We start from the raw sequence: 13,325 nt of genomic DNA, 5'->3' as shown, positions 1-13,325 counted from the left end.
CGTTCCTGCCATTTTGCTTTTCTTGCAAGACAATAGCGTCGCAAGACAACAGTGGAGCTAGTAGATGGCAACTATCAACCAGCTGGTACGTCAGCCGCGTAAGCGTATCGTCGAGAAATCCGACGTGCCTGCGCTGCAGAACTGCCCGCAACGTCGTGGCGTATGCACCCGTGTGTATACCACCACGCCGAAAAAACCTAACTCGGCACTGCGTAAAGTATGCCGTGTGCGTTTGACCAACGGTTTCGAGGTTTCCTCGTACATCGGCGGTGAAGGCCACAACCTGCAAGAACACAGCGTGGTACTGATCCGCGGCGGTCGTGTAAAAGACTTGCCAGGTGTTCGTTATCACACCGTTCGCGGCTCTTTGGATACTTCCGGCGTCAAAGGTCGTAACCAAGGTCGTTCGAAGTACGGTACCAAGAAGCCTAAGTAGTAGTGGCTTTTTGTAAAAACTGATTTTCTATTTTTCTGAGTCGATAAGAGTAAGGTCGGAGGCGTCCCGAAAGGGCACCGATTCCGAGCGAACCTGAAGACCGTTTGAGGGCTTATCCATGCCAAGAAGACGCGTAGCAGCCAAGCGCGAAGTGCTTGACGATCCAAAATACGGAAGCCAAATTCTGGCCAAGTTCATGAACCACGTAATGGAAAGCGGCAAGAAAGCCGTTGCCGAGCGTATCGTTTATGGCGCGCTGGAAAAGGTTAAAGAACGCAAGAACAGCGATCCCCTGGAAATCTTCGAGAAAGCTCTCGACGCCATCGCTCCGCTGGTCGAAGTGAAGTCGCGCCGTGTAGGCGGTGCTACTTACCAGGTTCCGGTCGAAGTTCGCCCGTCCCGTCGTAACGCCCTGGCAATGCGCTGGTTGGTAGACTTCGCCCGCAAGCGCGGCGAAAAGTCTATGGCTCTGCGCTTAGCTGGCGAGCTGTTGGATGCTGCTGAAGGTAAAGGTGCTGCAGTTAAGAAGCGTGAAGACGTGCACCGTATGGCTGAAGCCAACAAGGCTTTCTCGCACTACCGCTTCTAATTTTAGCGTCACTAATTTTGCGAGGGCTTTATGGCTCGTACTACTCCGATTAACCGCTACCGTAACATTGGTATCGTTGCTCACGTGGATGCTGGTAAAACCACCACCACCGAGCGCGTCCTTTTTTACACTGGCGTAAACCACAAAATGGGCGAGGTGCATGACGGCGCCGCGACCATGGACTGGATGGTGCAGGAGCAGGAGCGTGGTATCACTATCACCTCCGCTGCAACCACGGCCTTCTGGTCGGGTTCTGTCAAGCAGTTCGACAAGTATCGCTTCAATATCATCGATACCCCGGGTCACGTTGACTTCACCATCGAAGTAGAGCGCTCGTTGCGCGTACTCGACGGTGCAGTCGTTGTGTTCTGCGGTACTTCGGGTGTTGAGCCGCAGTCCGAAACCGTATGGCGTCAAGCCAACAAATACGGCGTTCCACGTCTTGTTTACGTAAACAAGATGGACCGTGCGGGCGCGAACTTCCTGCGTGTAGTTGAGCAGATCAAGAAGCGTCTGGGTCACACTCCGGTGCCGATTCAGCTGGCTATCGGTGCAGAAGACAACTTTCAGGGCCAGATCGATCTGGTCAACATGGAAGCGGTCTACTGGGATGACGCTGACAAAGGCATGGCTCCTCGTCGCGAGGCTATTCCTGCCGAGCTGCAGGAACTGGCTGAAGAATGGCGTAGCAACATGGTAGAGGCTGCGGCTGAAGCCAACGAAGAGCTGATGAACAAATACCTCGAGGGTGAAGAACTCACCATCGCGGAAATCAAGGGCGCTCTGCGTCAGCGTACTATCGCTGGCGAAATCGTTCTGGCTGTTTGCGGTTCTTCCTTCAAGAACAAGGGTGTTCCCCTGGTTCTCGACGCCGTTATCGACTACCTGCCTGCACCTGTAGACATTCCTGCCATCAAGGGTTCCGACCCGGATGATGAGACTGTTGAAATGGAGCGTCATGCAGACGACAGCGAGCCGTTCTCGGCTCTGGCGTTCAAAATTGCTACTGACCCATTCGTGGGTACTTTGACCTTTGCTCGCGTTTACTCGGGCGTGTTGAGCTCCGGTGATGGCGTGATCAACTCGGTTAAAGGCAAGAAAGAGCGCGTGGGTCGTATGGTGCAAATGCACGCAAACACCCGTGAAGAAATCAAGGAAGTTCGCGCTGGCGACATCGCGGCCTTGATTGGCATGAAGGACGTCACCACTGGTGACACTCTGTGCTCTGCTGAGAAGCCAATCATCCTGGTTCGCATGGACTTCCCGGAGCCGGTTATTTCGGTTGCCGTAGAGCCTAAGACCAAGGATGACCAGGAAAAAATGGGTATCGCACTGGGCAAGCTTGCTCAGGAAGATCCATCTTTCCGCGTCAAAACTGATGAAGAGACTGGTCAAACGATCATCTCCGGCATGGGCGAGTTGCACCTGGACATCCTGGTTGACCGGATGCGCCGTGAGTTCAACGTCGAAGCCAACATCGGTAAGCCTCAGGTTTCCTATCGTGAGAAGATCACGAAGAACTGCGAAATCGAAGGCAAGTTCGTTCGTCAGTCCGGCGGTCGTGGCCAGTTCGGTCACTGCTGGATTCGTTTTGCTCCTGCTGACGAAGGTCAGGAAGGTCTGCAATTCGTGAACGAAGTAGTGGGTGGTGTGGTTCCTAAGGAATACATCCCGGCTATCCAGAAGGGTATCGAAGAGCAGATGAAGAACGGCGTTGTAGCCGGCTATCCGCTGATCGGCCTGAAGGCGACCGTTTTTGATGGTTCTTACCATGACGTCGACTCCAACGAGATGGCGTTTAAGGTGGCTGCTTCCATGGCGACCAAGCAACTGGCTACCAAAGGTGGCGGTGTGTTGCTTGAGCCGATCATGGCAGTAGAGGTTGTTACGCCTGAAGACTATATGGGTGACGTGATGGGCGACTTGAATCGTCGTCGCGGCATGATCTTGGGTATGGAAGACACGGTCTCCGGCAAAGTAATTCGTGCTGAAGTTCCGCTGGGCGAGATGTTCGGTTATGCGACCGACGTCCGTTCCATGTCCCAGGGTCGCGCAAGCTACTCTATGGAATTCAAAAAATATGATACGGCTCCGTCGCACATCGTCGAAGCTGTCACCAAAAAACAAGGCTGATTCAGCCCTTTAGGCAAGGAGTTAATTGTCGTGGCTAAAGAAAAATTTGTACGTGACCTCCCGCACGTTAACGTTGGCACCATCGGTCACGTTGACCACGGTAAAACCACGCTGACTGCTGCTCTGACTCGTGTCTGCTCCGAAGTTTTCGGTTCGGCCGCTGTTGCTTTCGATAAAATCGACAGCGCACCGGAAGAAAAGGCTCGTGGTATCACCATCAACACCGCGCACGTTGAATACAACTCGCTGATCCGTCACTACGCTCACGTTGACTGCCCAGGTCACGCTGACTATGTGAAGAACATGATCACCGGTGCTGCTCAGATGGACGGCGCTATCCTGGTTTGCTCGGCCGCTGATGGTCCGATGCCGCAAACTCGTGAGCACATCCTGCTGTCCCGTCAGGTTGGCGTTCCGTACATCGTTGTCTTCCTGAACAAGGCTGACATGGTAGACGACGCTGAGCTGCTGGAACTGGTTGAGATGGAAGTGCGCGATCTGCTGAGCACTTACGACTTCCCGGGCGACGACACTCCGATCATCATCGGTTCTGCTCTGATGGCTCTGAACGGCCAAGATGACAACGAAATGGGCACCACTGCCGTTCGTAAACTGGTTGAGACTCTGGACAGCTACATCCCAGATCCGGTCCGTGTTATCGACAAGCCGTTCCTGATGCCAATCGAAGACGTATTCTCGATCTCCGGTCGCGGTACTGTTGTGACTGGTCGTATCGAGCGCGGTATCGTCAAGGTTCAGGATTCGCTGGAAATCGTTGGTCTGCGTGACACTGTTGTCACCACCTGCACCGGCGTTGAAATGTTCCGTAAGCTGCTCGACGAAGGTCGTGCTGGTGAGAACTGCGGCGTGCTGTTGCGCGGCACCAAGCGTGACGACGTTGAGCGTGGCCAGGTTCTGGTCAAGCCAGGTTCGGTTAAGCCGCACACTACCTTCGAAGCTGAAGTGTACGTGTTGAGCAAAGAAGAAGGCGGTCGCCACACTCCGTTCTTCAAAGGCTACCGTCCACAGTTCTACTTCCGGACCACTGACGTGACCGGTAACTGCGAACTGCCGGAAGGCGTTGAAATGGTAATGCCAGGCGACAACATCAAAATGGTTGTCACCCTGATCAAAACCATCGCAATGGAAGATGGTCTGCGTTTCGCTATTCGTGAAGGCGGTCGTACCGTCGGCGCTGGCGTCGTAGCCAAAATCATCGCCTAAGCGTTGATTGATTAAAAAGCCCCCGCAGCGGCCTCCGCTTGCGGGGGCTTTTTTATTGAGTTGACACTGGGTTGGCCCCTCTATAGAATTGCGCCTCCTTTTAACGGGCGTATTGCGCTCGCTGGGAATAGCAGCCGGAGTCTGAAATCCAATGCAAAATCAGCAAATCCGTATCAGGTTGAAGGCTTTTGACCATCGCCTGATCGACCAATCCACCCAGGAAATCGTGGAAACCGCGAAACGTACTGGTGCTCAAGTGCGTGGTCCAATTCCACTGCCTACCCGTAAAGAGCGGTTCACCGTTCTGGTCTCCCCGCACGTCAACAAAGACGCGCGCGACCAGTACGAGATCCGTACTCATAAGCGCGTTCTGGACATCGTCCAGCCAACGGATAAAACCGTTGATGCTCTTATGAAGCTTGATCTTGCGGCCGGTGTGGAAGTGCAGATCAGCCTCGGCTAAGACTCGGTCTTAGTCGTGTAACGCTCTGAAATGGGCGGCCATAGCGGGTGAAAGCCCCGTACACTCATGAGGTTTACAACATGACTATTGGTGTAGTCGGTCGTAAATGCGGTATGACCCGTATTTTCACCGAAGAAGGTGTCTCCATTCCGGTCACGGTCATTGAGATCGAACCGAATCGCGTCACCCAGTTCAAAACTGAAGAGACCGATGGCTATCGTGCAGTGCAAGTCACTGTAGGTGAGCGTCGTGCTTCGCGCGTTACAGCTGCTCAAGCTGGCCACTTCGCTAAAGCGAACGTTGCCGCTGGTCGTACCGTAATGGAATTCCGTCTTGAAGAAGGCGAGTACCAGGCCGGCGATCTGATCAACGCTGAAATCTTCGCTGCTGGTCAACTGGTTGATGTGACCGGTCAGTCCAAAGGTAAAGGCTTCCAGGGTACGATCAAGCGCTGGAATTTCCGCGGGCAAGATAATACCCACGGTAACTCCGTGTCCCACCGCGTTCCAGGCTCTATCGGCCAGTGCCAGACTCCTGGTCGTGTATTCAAGGGCAAAAAAATGTCCGGTCATATGGGCGCTGAGCGCGTGACCGTGCAGTCCCTCGAAGTAGTGCGCGTGGACGCTGAACGCAATCTGTTGTTGGTCAAGGGCGCTGTTCCTGGCGCTACTGGCGGCAACTTGGTTGTACGTCCAGCAGCCAAGGCTCGCGGTTAAGGGGAAGCTGACATGCAATTAAATGTAAATGACGCTCAAGCGATCGAAGTTTCCGAACTGACATTTGGCGGCGAGTTCAACGAGACGCTGGTTCACCAAGCAGTCGTGGCCTACATGGCCGGCGGCCGTCAAGGTAGCAAGCAGCAAAAGACCCGTTCCGACGTTCGTGGTGGCGGTAAGCGCCCATGGCGTCAGAAAGGTACTGGCCGTGCTCGTGCCGGTACTATCCGTAGCCCAATCTGGCGTGGCGGCGGTACCACTTTCGCAGCTCGTCCTCAGGATCACACCCAGAAGCTGAACAAGAAGATGTATCGCGCAGCAATGCGTTCCATCCTTGCTGAGCTGGTGCGTACTGATCGTCTGGTTGTGGTTCAGGACTTCGCTGTTGATGCACCGAAGACCAAAGATCTGCTGAACAAGCTGACCGGCATGGGCCTGACTGACGTCTTGATCGTGTCTGAAGTGGTTGATCAGAACCTGTACCTGGCTGCTCGCAACCTGCCACACGTCGATGTACGTGATGTGCAAGGTTCCGATCCAGTTAGTCTGATCGCATACGACAAGGTGTTGATCACCGTGTCGGCCGTGAAGAAATTCGAGGAGCTGCTGGGATGAACCAGGAACGCGTATTTAAAGTTCTGCTTGGCCCGCACGTTTCCGAGAAGGCTACGGTTCTGGCTGACAAGAAAGGCCAGTTCGTTTTCAAGGTTGCAACTGACGCAACCAAGCTGGAAATCAAGAAGGCCGTCGAAAGCCTGTTCAGCGTGAAAGTAGAGCGTGTTACTACCCTGAATGTTCTGGGTAAGAGCAAGCGCACTGCTCGCGGTCTGGGCAAGCGTAATGACTGGAAGAAGGCAGTTATCTCCCTTCAGCCAGGCCAAGATCTCGATTTCAGCAGCAGTGCTGAGTAAGGAAGGGGTGCATCATGGCAATCGTTAAATGCAAACCGACTTCCCCTGGCCGCCGTTTTGTGGTCAAGGTGGTCAACCAGGAGCTGCATAAAGGCGCTCCTCACGCACCGCTGCTCGAGAAAAAATCGAAGACTGGTGGTCGTAACAACAATGGTCGTATTACCACTCGTCACATCGGTGGTGGCCATAAGCAGCATTATCGTCTGGTCGATTTCCGTCGCAACGACAAAGATGGCATCTCTGCCACTGTCGAGCGTATTGAATACGATCCAAACCGTACTGCTCACATCGCTCTGCTGCTGTACGCAGATGGCGAGCGTCGCTACATCATCGCCCCTAAAGGCGTGAGTGCTGGCGACCAGCTGATCGCAGGTGCTTTGGCGCCGATCAAGCCGGGCAACGCTCTGCAACTGCGTAACATTCCAGTTGGTAGCACCGTACACGGCATCGAATTGAAGCCAGGTAAAGGCGCGCAAATCGCTCGTTCCGCTGGTGCTTCGGCTCAGCTGATCGCTCGTGAAGGTGTCTACGTGACCCTGCGTCTGCGTTCTGGTGAGATGCGTAAAGTGCTGGCTGAATGCCGTGCGACCCTGGGTGAAGTCTCGAACTCCGAGCACAGCCTGCGTTCGCTGGGTAAAGCTGGTGCCAAACGCTGGCGTGGCGTTCGCCCAACCGTTCGTGGTGTTGCCATGAACCCGGTTGACCACCCACATGGTGGTGGTGAAGGTCGTACCTCTGGTGGTCGTCATCCGGTATCGCCATGGGGCTTCCCGACTAAGGGCGCGAAGACTCGTGGTAATAAGCGTACCGACAAAATGATCGTCCGTCGTCGCAAGTAAATAGAGGGATACGACAGTGCCACGTTCTCTGAAAAAAGGTCCTTTTATTGATCTTCACCTACTGAAGAAGATCGAAGTGGCGGCGGAAAAGAACGATCGCAAACCAGTGAAAACCTGGTCGCGCCGTTCCATGATCCTGCCACAAATGGTCGGTTTGACCATTGCAGTGCATAACGGTCGTCAACATGTTCCAGTTCTCGTGAACGAAGACATGGTCGGCCACAAACTGGGCGAGTTTGCCGGTACCCGCACATATCGTGGGCACGTGGCAGACAAGAAAGCCAAGCGTTAAGGGGTAAGGAACGATGGAAGTAGCCGCTAAGTTGTCGGGCGCTCGAATCTCCGCCCAGAAAGCCCGCTTGGTCGCCGACCAGATCCGCGGGAAGAAGGTGGGCGAAGCGCTCAACCTGTTGGCTTTCAGCAGTAAGAAAGCCGCCGAGATCATCAAGAAAGTGCTGGAGTCGGCCGTAGCCAACGCCGAGCATAACGAAGGCGCAGACGTTGATGACCTTAAAGTCAGCACCGTTTTCGTCAACGAAGGGCGTTCGCTGAAGCGAATCATGCCACGTGCCAAAGGCCGTGCTGATCGCATCGTCAAGCGGTCTTGCCATATCACTGTCAAGGTTGCTGACAAGTAACGGAGTCGAAGAGATGGGTCAGAAAGTACATCCCATTGGCATTCGCCTGGGAATCGTCAAGGAGCACACCTCCGTCTGGTACGCAGACGGTCGGACTTATGCGGACTATTTGTTCGCTGATCTGAAGGTGCGTGAGTATCTCCAAGACAAACTAAAAAGCGCGTCCGTAAGCCGTATCGATATCCATCGTCCGGCTCAAACTGCACGTATCACCATCCACACTGCTCGTCCAGGTATCGTTATCGGGAAGAAAGGTGAAGATGTTGAGAAACTGCGTCAGGACCTGACCAAGCAAATGGGTGTGCCTGTGCACATCAATATCGAAGAGATCCGTAAGCCGGAGCTCGACGGTATGCTGGTTGCGCAGAGCGTAGCTCAGCAGCTGGAGCGTCGCGTAATGTTCCGTCGCGCTATGAAGCGCGCTGTTCAGAACGCCATGCGCATTGGTGCCAAAGGCATCAAAATCCAAGTGAGCGGTCGTCTCGGCGGTGCTGAAATCGCACGTACTGAATGGTATCGCGAAGGTCGTGTGCCACTGCACACCCTGCGTGCCGACATCGACTATGCCAACTACGAAGCTCACACCACTTATGGTGTGATCGGTGTAAAGGTTTGGATCTTCAAAGGCGAAGTAATTGGTGGTCGCCAAGAAGAACTGAAACCACAAGCACCAGCGCCTCGTAAAAAAGCTGCTAAGTAAGGGGTACGCCAAATGTTGCAACCAAAGCGTACGAAGTTCCGCAAGCAGATGACTGGCCACAACCGTGGCTTGGCTCAGCGCGGTAGCAAAGTCAGCTTCGGCGAATATGCGCTGAAGTCTGTAGCTCGTGGTCGTCTCACCGCTCGTCAGATCGAGTCAGCGCGTCGTGCTCTGACCCGTCACGTTAAACGTGGCGGCAAGATCTGGATCCGTGTGTTCCCGGACAAGCCTGTAACCAAAAAGCCACTCGAAGTTCGGATGGGTAAAGGTAAGGGTAACGTGGAATATTGGGTTGCCCAGATTCAGCCAGGCAAAGTCCTGTATGAAATCGAGGGTGTTACTGAAGAGCTGGCGCGTGAGGCTTTCGCCCTGGCTGCTGCGAAGCTGCCACTCGCCACCTCCTTTGTTAAACGGACGGTGATGTGATGAAAGCGAATGAACTTCGTGAAAAATCCGCACAGCAGCTGAACGAGCAACTGCTCGGCCTGCTGCGCGACCAGTTCAATCTGCGTATGCAGAAAGCAACTGGCCAGTTGGGGCAGTCTCATCTGCTCTCGCAAGTTAAGCGCGATATTGCTCGCGTGAAGACTGTGCTCAACCAGCAGGCAGGTAAGTGATCATGGCTGAAGCCGAAAAAACTGTCCGTACGCTGACTGGCCGTGTTGTCAGCGACAAGATGGACAAAACCATCACCGTTTTGATCGAGCGTCGCGTTAAGCACCCGATCTACGGTAAATACGTTAAGCGTTCGACTAAGCTGCACGCGCACGACGAAACCAATCAGTGCCACATCGGCGACAAAGTCACTATTCGTGAAACTCGTCCTTTGGCCAAGACTAAGTCTTGGGCGCTGGTTGATGTTCTCGAACGCGCTGTGGAAGTCTAAGGACTAGGGGTCGGAGAAATTATATGATTCAGACTCAATCCATGCTCGATGTGGCCGATAACAGCGGCGCTCGCCGTGTTATGTGCATCAAGGTGCTGGGTGGCTCCCATCGTCGTTACGCTGGTATCGGTGACATCATCAAAGTTACCGTGAAGGAAGCAATTCCTCGCGGTAAAGTGAAAAAAGGCCAAGTGATGACTGCTGTTGTAGTCCGCACTCGTCACGGCGTACGTCGTGCTGATGGCTCCATTATCCGCTTTGATGGCAACGCTGCTGTTCTTCTGAACAACAAGCAAGAGCCGATCGGCACCCGTATCTTTGGGCCAGTGACCCGTGAACTTCGTACCGAGAAGTTCATGAAGATCGTCTCGCTCGCCCCAGAAGTGCTGTAAGGAGATCCGACATGCAAAAGATTCGTCGTGACGACGAGATCATCGTGATCGCCGGCAAAGACAAAGGTAAGCGCGGTAAGGTGCTTAAGGTTCTCGCTGATGACCGTTTGGTCATCGGTGGTCTGAACCTGGTTAAGCGTCATACCAAGCCAAACCCTGCGTCGGGCGTACAAGGCGGTATCGTCGAGAAAGAAGCGCCACTGCACGCTTCCAACGTTGCCATTTTCAACGGCGAAACCAACAAGGCTGATCGCGTTGGTTTCAAAGTAGAAGACGGTAAGAAAATTCGTGTCTTCAAGTCGACCCAAAAAGCGGTTGATGCTTGAACACTGCTAGGTAGAAGACCATGGCACGACTAAAAGAGATTTACCGGAAGGAAATCGCACCGAAACTTAAGGAAGAACTTAAGCTTTCGAACGTGATGGAAGTTCCGCGCGTTACCAAAATCACCCTGAACATGGGTCTGGGCGAAGCGATCGGCGACAAAAAAGTCATCGAGCACGCTGTTGCTGACCTGGAAAAGATCACCGGCCAAAAAGTCGTTGTGACCTACGCTCGCAAATCCATCGCTGGCTTTAAAGTCCGTGAAGGTTGGCCGATCGGCGTCAAAGTGACCTTGCGCCGTGAGCGTATGTACGAATTCCTGGATCGTCTGCTGTCGATCTCCCTGCCTCGGGTTCGCGACTTTCGCGGCCTGAATGCCAAGTCCTTCGATGGTCGTGGTAACTACAGCATGGGCGTAAAAGAGCAGATCATCTTCCCGGAAATCGACTACGACAAGATCGATGCTCTCCGCGGTCTGGACATTACCCTGACCACCACTGCCAAGAACGATGATGAAGGTCGCGCATTGCTGCGTGCTTTCAAATTCCCGTTCCGCAACTGATTGGAGTAGGAAAATGGCCAAGATGAGCATGAAAAACCGCGAGCTGAAACGTCAGCTCACGGTTGCCAAGTACGCCAAAAAGCGTGCAGCACTGAAAGCTATCATCGTTGATCTGAACGCAAGTCCAGAAGCGCGTTGGGAAGCTACAGTAGCTCTGCAGAAGCAGCCACGTGACGCAAGCGCTTCGCGCATGCGCAACCGCTGCCGCCTGACCGGTCGTCCACACGGCGTTTACCGCAAGTTCGGCCTCGGCCGTAACAAACTGCGTGAAGCTGCAATGCGTGGTGACGTACCTGGTCTGGTTAAAGCCAGCTGGTAAGCACTATCAAAGTCTCGGCGTTCAGGATCGCAAGATACTGACCGCCGGTGACCTTGAGCTTGAATCAAGCCCCTATTGGGGCTTGATTCATTTGTGGGGTGTGTCTAGAATACCCGGCTCGCCTGAGCCCGTGCTTTTTTCGCGCGGATGTTCTCGGCGAAGGTAGTAGCCGCAAGGCTTATTTTTTTGTATTAGGAGCGTCTAGCCCATGAGTATGCAGGACCCGTTAGCGGACATGCTAACTCGAATCCGTAATGCCCAGATGGCTGAAAAGTCCGTCGTAAGCATGCCATCTTCTACGTTGAAGGTAGCTGTAGCCAAAGTCCTGAAGGATGAAGGTTATATTGCGGGTTATCAGATCAGCAGCGAAATCAAACCTCTGCTGTCTATCGAGCTGAAATATTTCGAAGGCCGTCCGGTCATCGAAGAAGTGAAGCGCGTTAGCCGTCCAGGCCTGCGTCAGTACAAGTCCGTCGATGATCTGCCAAAAGTTCGTGGCGGTCTCGGTGTGTCTATCGTCTCCACCAACAAAGGTGTGATGACGGATCGTGCTGCGCGCGCTGCCGGTGTCGGCGGCGAAGTTCTTTGCACTGTGTTCTAAGGGGGGATAAGCATGTCACGCGTCGCTAAGAACCCCGTTAAGCTGCCAGCCGGTGTCGAAGTAAAATTCGCAGGCCAACAGCTTTCGGTGAAGGGTGCCAAGGGCACTCTCGAACTGAATATCCATTCGTCCGTTGAGATCGTTGAAGAAGCTGGTGAGTTGCGTTTCGCTGCTCGCAATGGCGATCAACAAACTCGCGCAATGGCCGGTACCACTCGTGCGTTGGTAAACAACATGGTCCAAGGCGTAAGCCAAGGCTTCGAGCGTAAGCTCCAGCTGGTCGGTGTTGGTTACAAAGCGCAAGCAAAAGGCACGGTGCTGAACCTGGCCCTTGGCTTCTCGCACCCAGTGGATTACGAACTGCCGCAAGGCATCACCGCTGAGACACCTAGCCAGACCGATATCCTGATTCGGGGTATCGACAAGCAGCTGGTAGGTCAGGTGGCCGCTGAGATCCGCGGTTTCCGTCCACCAGAACCTTATAAAGGTAAAGGTGTACGTTACGCGGACGAAGTCGTCCGTCGTAAAGAAGCCAAGAAGAAGTAGGGCATAGCAAATGACCGACAAAAAAGTTACTCGCCTGCGTCGCGCTCGCAAAGCACGCCTGAAAATGCACGAACTCGAAGTCGTGCGTCTCTGCGTGTTCCGCTCGTCGCAGCACATATACGCCCAGGTCATCTCGGCCGACGGCAACAAAGTCCTGGCAAGTGCCTCGACTTTGGATAAAGAACTGCGTGATGGCGCCACTGGCAACATCGACGCGGCCACTAAGGTTGGCCAGCTGGTCGCTACGCGTGCAAAAGCCGCTGGCGTCTCGCAGGTGGCTTTCGACCGCTCTGGCTTCAAGTACCACGGTCGCGTCAAGGCGCTGGCTGATGCTGCTCGTGAAGCTGGGCTGGAGTTCTAAGTTATGTCAAATAACGACCAAAAGCGCGACGAAGGCTACATTGAGAAGCTGGTTCAAGTTAACCGCGTAGCCAAAACCGTTAAAGGCGGCCGTATCTTCACTTTCACCGCGTTGACCGTGGTTGGTGATGGTAAAGGGCGTGTTGGCTTCGGCCGTGGCAAGTCACGTGAAGTGCCTGCTGCGATCCAGAAGGCAATGGAAGCGGCTCGCCGCAACATGATCCAAGTTGATCTGAACGGCACTACTCTGCAGTACGCAATGAAGTCCGCTCATGGCGCTTCGAAGGTGTACATGCAGCCTGCTTCTGAAGGTACAGGTATCATCGCTGGCGGCGCTATGCGTGCTGTCCTCGAGGTTGCTGGCGTTCATAACGTTCTGGCCAAGTGCTACGGCTCGACTAACCCGGTAAACGTGGTTCACGCCACTTTTAAAGGTTTGAAAGCTATGCAGTCTCCTGAGTCTATTGCCGCCAAGCGTGGCAAAAGTGTCAAGGAGATCTTCTGATCATGGCTACCGTTAAAGTTACGCTGATCAAAAGCATGACCGGCCGCATCCCTAATCACAAACTGTGCATTAAGGGTCTGGGTCTGCGTCGCATCGGTCACACTGTAGAAGTACTTGATACTCCCGAGAATCGCGGGATGATCAACAAGGCTTACTACATGCTGCGTGTCGAGGGTTAATC

The 13,325-nt window shown here is 54.0% G+C and carries 24 protein-coding genes; all 24 read left to right on the top strand.

What is annotated here, in order from left to right; genetic code table 11:
* Nucleotides 1-64: 64 nt before the first annotated feature.
* The 24 genes from rpsL (at nucleotide 65) to rpmD (ending at nucleotide 13,323) form a co-directional block, all read left to right on the top strand.
* Entirely contained in the window at nucleotides 65-436 is a 372-nt protein-coding gene (gene rpsL, locus RHM68_RS22610) for a 30S ribosomal protein S12 (protein ID WP_002555494.1), read from the top strand.
* A gap of 118 nt (nucleotides 437-554) precedes the next feature.
* The gene (rpsG, locus tag RHM68_RS22605; RefSeq protein WP_002555493.1) at nucleotides 555-1,025 is read left to right on the top strand and encodes a 30S ribosomal protein S7; all 471 of its coding nucleotides are present in this window, start codon (nucleotides 555-557) and stop codon (nucleotides 1,023-1,025) included.
* 30 nt (nucleotides 1,026-1,055) lie between these two features.
* On the top strand, nucleotides 1,056-3,158 hold the full coding sequence (gene fusA / locus RHM68_RS22600) for an elongation factor G (RefSeq protein ID WP_322219197.1): 2,103 nt from the start codon (nucleotides 1,056-1,058) through the stop codon (nucleotides 3,156-3,158).
* A 30-nt stretch (nucleotides 3,159-3,188) separates the two neighbouring features.
* The gene (tuf, locus tag RHM68_RS22595; RefSeq protein WP_134423355.1) at nucleotides 3,189-4,382 is read left to right on the top strand and encodes an elongation factor Tu; all 1,194 of its coding nucleotides are present in this window, start codon (nucleotides 3,189-3,191) and stop codon (nucleotides 4,380-4,382) included.
* A 151-nt stretch (nucleotides 4,383-4,533) separates the two neighbouring features.
* Entirely contained in the window at nucleotides 4,534-4,845 is a 312-nt protein-coding gene (gene rpsJ, locus RHM68_RS22590; protein ID WP_003186070.1) for a 30S ribosomal protein S10, read from the top strand.
* Between the two features lie 80 nt (nucleotides 4,846-4,925).
* Complete coding sequence (gene rplC / locus RHM68_RS22585) at nucleotides 4,926-5,561, top strand: 50S ribosomal protein L3 (RefSeq protein ID WP_003186059.1); 636 nt, start codon at nucleotides 4,926-4,928, stop codon at nucleotides 5,559-5,561.
* 12 nt (nucleotides 5,562-5,573) lie between these two features.
* A complete protein-coding gene (rplD, locus tag RHM68_RS22580) occupies nucleotides 5,574-6,176 on the top strand; it encodes a 50S ribosomal protein L4 (RefSeq protein ID WP_007896707.1) in 603 nt (200 codons plus the stop codon).
* The gene (rplW, locus tag RHM68_RS22575; RefSeq protein ID WP_002555488.1) at nucleotides 6,173-6,472 is read left to right on the top strand and encodes a 50S ribosomal protein L23; all 300 of its coding nucleotides are present in this window, start codon (nucleotides 6,173-6,175) and stop codon (nucleotides 6,470-6,472) included. The genes rplD and rplW overlap by 4 nt, the downstream gene beginning before the upstream one ends.
* 14 nt (nucleotides 6,473-6,486) lie before the next feature.
* On the top strand, nucleotides 6,487-7,311 hold the full coding sequence (gene rplB / locus RHM68_RS22570; protein WP_003176423.1) for a 50S ribosomal protein L2: 825 nt from the start codon (nucleotides 6,487-6,489) through the stop codon (nucleotides 7,309-7,311).
* Between the two features lie 16 nt (nucleotides 7,312-7,327).
* Nucleotides 7,328-7,603, top strand: coding sequence for a 30S ribosomal protein S19 (gene rpsS, locus RHM68_RS22565; protein ID WP_002555486.1), 276 nt, complete (start codon nucleotides 7,328-7,330; stop codon nucleotides 7,601-7,603).
* 13 nt (nucleotides 7,604-7,616) lie between these two features.
* Nucleotides 7,617-7,949, top strand: coding sequence for a 50S ribosomal protein L22 (gene rplV, locus RHM68_RS22560; RefSeq protein ID WP_003210077.1), 333 nt, complete (start codon nucleotides 7,617-7,619; stop codon nucleotides 7,947-7,949).
* A 13-nt stretch (nucleotides 7,950-7,962) separates the two neighbouring features.
* Nucleotides 7,963-8,649: a 30S ribosomal protein S3 gene (gene rpsC, locus RHM68_RS22555; protein WP_003176422.1), complete on the top strand. Its 687-nt coding sequence runs from the start codon at nucleotides 7,963-7,965 to the stop codon at nucleotides 8,647-8,649.
* Nucleotides 8,650-8,661: 12 nt separating this feature from the next.
* Nucleotides 8,662-9,075: a 50S ribosomal protein L16 gene (gene rplP / locus RHM68_RS22550; RefSeq protein ID WP_095080428.1), complete on the top strand. Its 414-nt coding sequence runs from the start codon at nucleotides 8,662-8,664 to the stop codon at nucleotides 9,073-9,075.
* Nucleotides 9,075-9,266, top strand: coding sequence for a 50S ribosomal protein L29 (rpmC, locus tag RHM68_RS22545; protein WP_002555481.1), 192 nt, complete (start codon nucleotides 9,075-9,077; stop codon nucleotides 9,264-9,266). Before rplP ends, rpmC begins: the two co-directional genes overlap by 1 nt.
* 2 nt (nucleotides 9,267-9,268) lie before the next feature.
* Nucleotides 9,269-9,535 carry a 30S ribosomal protein S17 gene (gene rpsQ / locus RHM68_RS22540; RefSeq protein WP_003176419.1) on the top strand — a complete coding sequence of 89 codons (267 nt, stop codon included), beginning with the start codon at nucleotides 9,269-9,271 and terminating at the stop codon, nucleotides 9,533-9,535.
* 23 nt (nucleotides 9,536-9,558) lie between these two features.
* Complete coding sequence (rplN, locus tag RHM68_RS22535; protein WP_002555479.1) at nucleotides 9,559-9,927, top strand: 50S ribosomal protein L14; 369 nt, start codon at nucleotides 9,559-9,561, stop codon at nucleotides 9,925-9,927.
* 11 nt (nucleotides 9,928-9,938) lie between these two features.
* The gene (gene rplX / locus RHM68_RS22530; protein WP_029299388.1) at nucleotides 9,939-10,253 is read left to right on the top strand and encodes a 50S ribosomal protein L24; all 315 of its coding nucleotides are present in this window, start codon (nucleotides 9,939-9,941) and stop codon (nucleotides 10,251-10,253) included.
* 20 nt (nucleotides 10,254-10,273) lie between these two features.
* A complete protein-coding gene (gene rplE, locus RHM68_RS22525; protein ID WP_003210069.1) occupies nucleotides 10,274-10,813 on the top strand; it encodes a 50S ribosomal protein L5 in 540 nt (179 codons plus the stop codon).
* 13 nt (nucleotides 10,814-10,826) lie between these two features.
* Entirely contained in the window at nucleotides 10,827-11,132 is a 306-nt protein-coding gene (gene rpsN, locus RHM68_RS22520) for a 30S ribosomal protein S14 (RefSeq protein ID WP_003176414.1), read from the top strand.
* A gap of 208 nt (nucleotides 11,133-11,340) precedes the next feature.
* Entirely contained in the window at nucleotides 11,341-11,733 is a 393-nt protein-coding gene (rpsH, locus tag RHM68_RS22515) for a 30S ribosomal protein S8 (RefSeq protein WP_003186040.1), read from the top strand.
* A 12-nt stretch (nucleotides 11,734-11,745) separates the two neighbouring features.
* Nucleotides 11,746-12,279 carry a 50S ribosomal protein L6 gene (gene rplF / locus RHM68_RS22510; protein WP_322219196.1) on the top strand — a complete coding sequence of 178 codons (534 nt, stop codon included), beginning with the start codon at nucleotides 11,746-11,748 and terminating at the stop codon, nucleotides 12,277-12,279.
* A gap of 10 nt (nucleotides 12,280-12,289) precedes the next feature.
* Complete coding sequence (rplR, locus tag RHM68_RS22505) at nucleotides 12,290-12,640, top strand: 50S ribosomal protein L18 (RefSeq protein ID WP_003186037.1); 351 nt, start codon at nucleotides 12,290-12,292, stop codon at nucleotides 12,638-12,640.
* A gap of 3 nt (nucleotides 12,641-12,643) precedes the next feature.
* Nucleotides 12,644-13,144 (top strand): 30S ribosomal protein S5, encoded by a 501-nt coding sequence (rpsE, locus tag RHM68_RS22500; protein WP_322219195.1) that lies wholly within the window; start codon nucleotides 12,644-12,646, stop codon nucleotides 13,142-13,144.
* A gap of 2 nt (nucleotides 13,145-13,146) precedes the next feature.
* Complete coding sequence (rpmD, locus tag RHM68_RS22495) at nucleotides 13,147-13,323, top strand: 50S ribosomal protein L30 (RefSeq protein ID WP_003444363.1); 177 nt, start codon at nucleotides 13,147-13,149, stop codon at nucleotides 13,321-13,323.
* Nucleotides 13,324-13,325: the final 2 nt, after the last annotated feature.

The sequence above is a fragment of the Pseudomonas sp. DC1.2 genome, from assembly GCF_034351645.1.
In the GTDB taxonomy this organism is placed as follows: Bacteria; Pseudomonadota; Gammaproteobacteria; order Pseudomonadales; family Pseudomonadaceae; genus Aquipseudomonas.
The sequence above is the reverse complement of the archived record's forward strand: the minus strand, read 5'-3'. Positions and strand labels throughout refer to the sequence as shown.

What these genes read in the sequence shown, in the direction of transcription:
- rplB (WP_003176423.1), top strand. Translation starts at nt 6,487, where the DNA reads ATGGCAATCGTTAAATGCAAACCGACTTCCCCTGGCCGCCGTTTTGTG.
- rplR (WP_003186037.1), top strand. Translation starts at nt 12,290, where the DNA reads ATGACCGACAAAAAAGTTACTCGCCTGCGTCGCGCTCGCAAAGCACGC.
- rplF (WP_322219196.1), top strand. Translation starts at nt 11,746, where the DNA reads ATGTCACGCGTCGCTAAGAACCCCGTTAAGCTGCCAGCCGGTGTCGAA.
- rplW (WP_002555488.1), top strand. Translation starts at nt 6,173, where the DNA reads ATGAACCAGGAACGCGTATTTAAAGTTCTGCTTGGCCCGCACGTTTCC.
- rpsQ (WP_003176419.1), top strand. Translation starts at nt 9,269, where the DNA reads ATGGCTGAAGCCGAAAAAACTGTCCGTACGCTGACTGGCCGTGTTGTC.
- rpsC (WP_003176422.1), top strand. Translation starts at nt 7,963, where the DNA reads ATGGGTCAGAAAGTACATCCCATTGGCATTCGCCTGGGAATCGTCAAG.
- rpsG (WP_002555493.1), top strand. Translation starts at nt 555, where the DNA reads ATGCCAAGAAGACGCGTAGCAGCCAAGCGCGAAGTGCTTGACGATCCA.
- rplE (WP_003210069.1), top strand. Translation starts at nt 10,274, where the DNA reads ATGGCACGACTAAAAGAGATTTACCGGAAGGAAATCGCACCGAAACTT.
- rplP (WP_095080428.1), top strand. Translation starts at nt 8,662, where the DNA reads ATGTTGCAACCAAAGCGTACGAAGTTCCGCAAGCAGATGACTGGCCAC.
- rpmC (WP_002555481.1), top strand. Translation starts at nt 9,075, where the DNA reads ATGAAAGCGAATGAACTTCGTGAAAAATCCGCACAGCAGCTGAACGAG.
- rpsJ (WP_003186070.1), top strand. Translation starts at nt 4,534, where the DNA reads ATGCAAAATCAGCAAATCCGTATCAGGTTGAAGGCTTTTGACCATCGC.
- rpmD (WP_003444363.1), top strand. Translation starts at nt 13,147, where the DNA reads ATGGCTACCGTTAAAGTTACGCTGATCAAAAGCATGACCGGCCGCATC.
- rpsE (WP_322219195.1), top strand. Translation starts at nt 12,644, where the DNA reads ATGTCAAATAACGACCAAAAGCGCGACGAAGGCTACATTGAGAAGCTG.
- rplX (WP_029299388.1), top strand. Translation starts at nt 9,939, where the DNA reads ATGCAAAAGATTCGTCGTGACGACGAGATCATCGTGATCGCCGGCAAA.
- rplV (WP_003210077.1), top strand. Translation starts at nt 7,617, where the DNA reads ATGGAAGTAGCCGCTAAGTTGTCGGGCGCTCGAATCTCCGCCCAGAAA.
- fusA (WP_322219197.1), top strand. Translation starts at nt 1,056, where the DNA reads ATGGCTCGTACTACTCCGATTAACCGCTACCGTAACATTGGTATCGTT.
- rplD (WP_007896707.1), top strand. Translation starts at nt 5,574, where the DNA reads ATGCAATTAAATGTAAATGACGCTCAAGCGATCGAAGTTTCCGAACTG.
- rplC (WP_003186059.1), top strand. Translation starts at nt 4,926, where the DNA reads ATGACTATTGGTGTAGTCGGTCGTAAATGCGGTATGACCCGTATTTTC.
- rpsL (WP_002555494.1), top strand. Translation starts at nt 65, where the DNA reads ATGGCAACTATCAACCAGCTGGTACGTCAGCCGCGTAAGCGTATCGTC.
- rpsN (WP_003176414.1), top strand. Translation starts at nt 10,827, where the DNA reads ATGGCCAAGATGAGCATGAAAAACCGCGAGCTGAAACGTCAGCTCACG.
- rplN (WP_002555479.1), top strand. Translation starts at nt 9,559, where the DNA reads ATGATTCAGACTCAATCCATGCTCGATGTGGCCGATAACAGCGGCGCT.
- rpsH (WP_003186040.1), top strand. Translation starts at nt 11,341, where the DNA reads ATGAGTATGCAGGACCCGTTAGCGGACATGCTAACTCGAATCCGTAAT.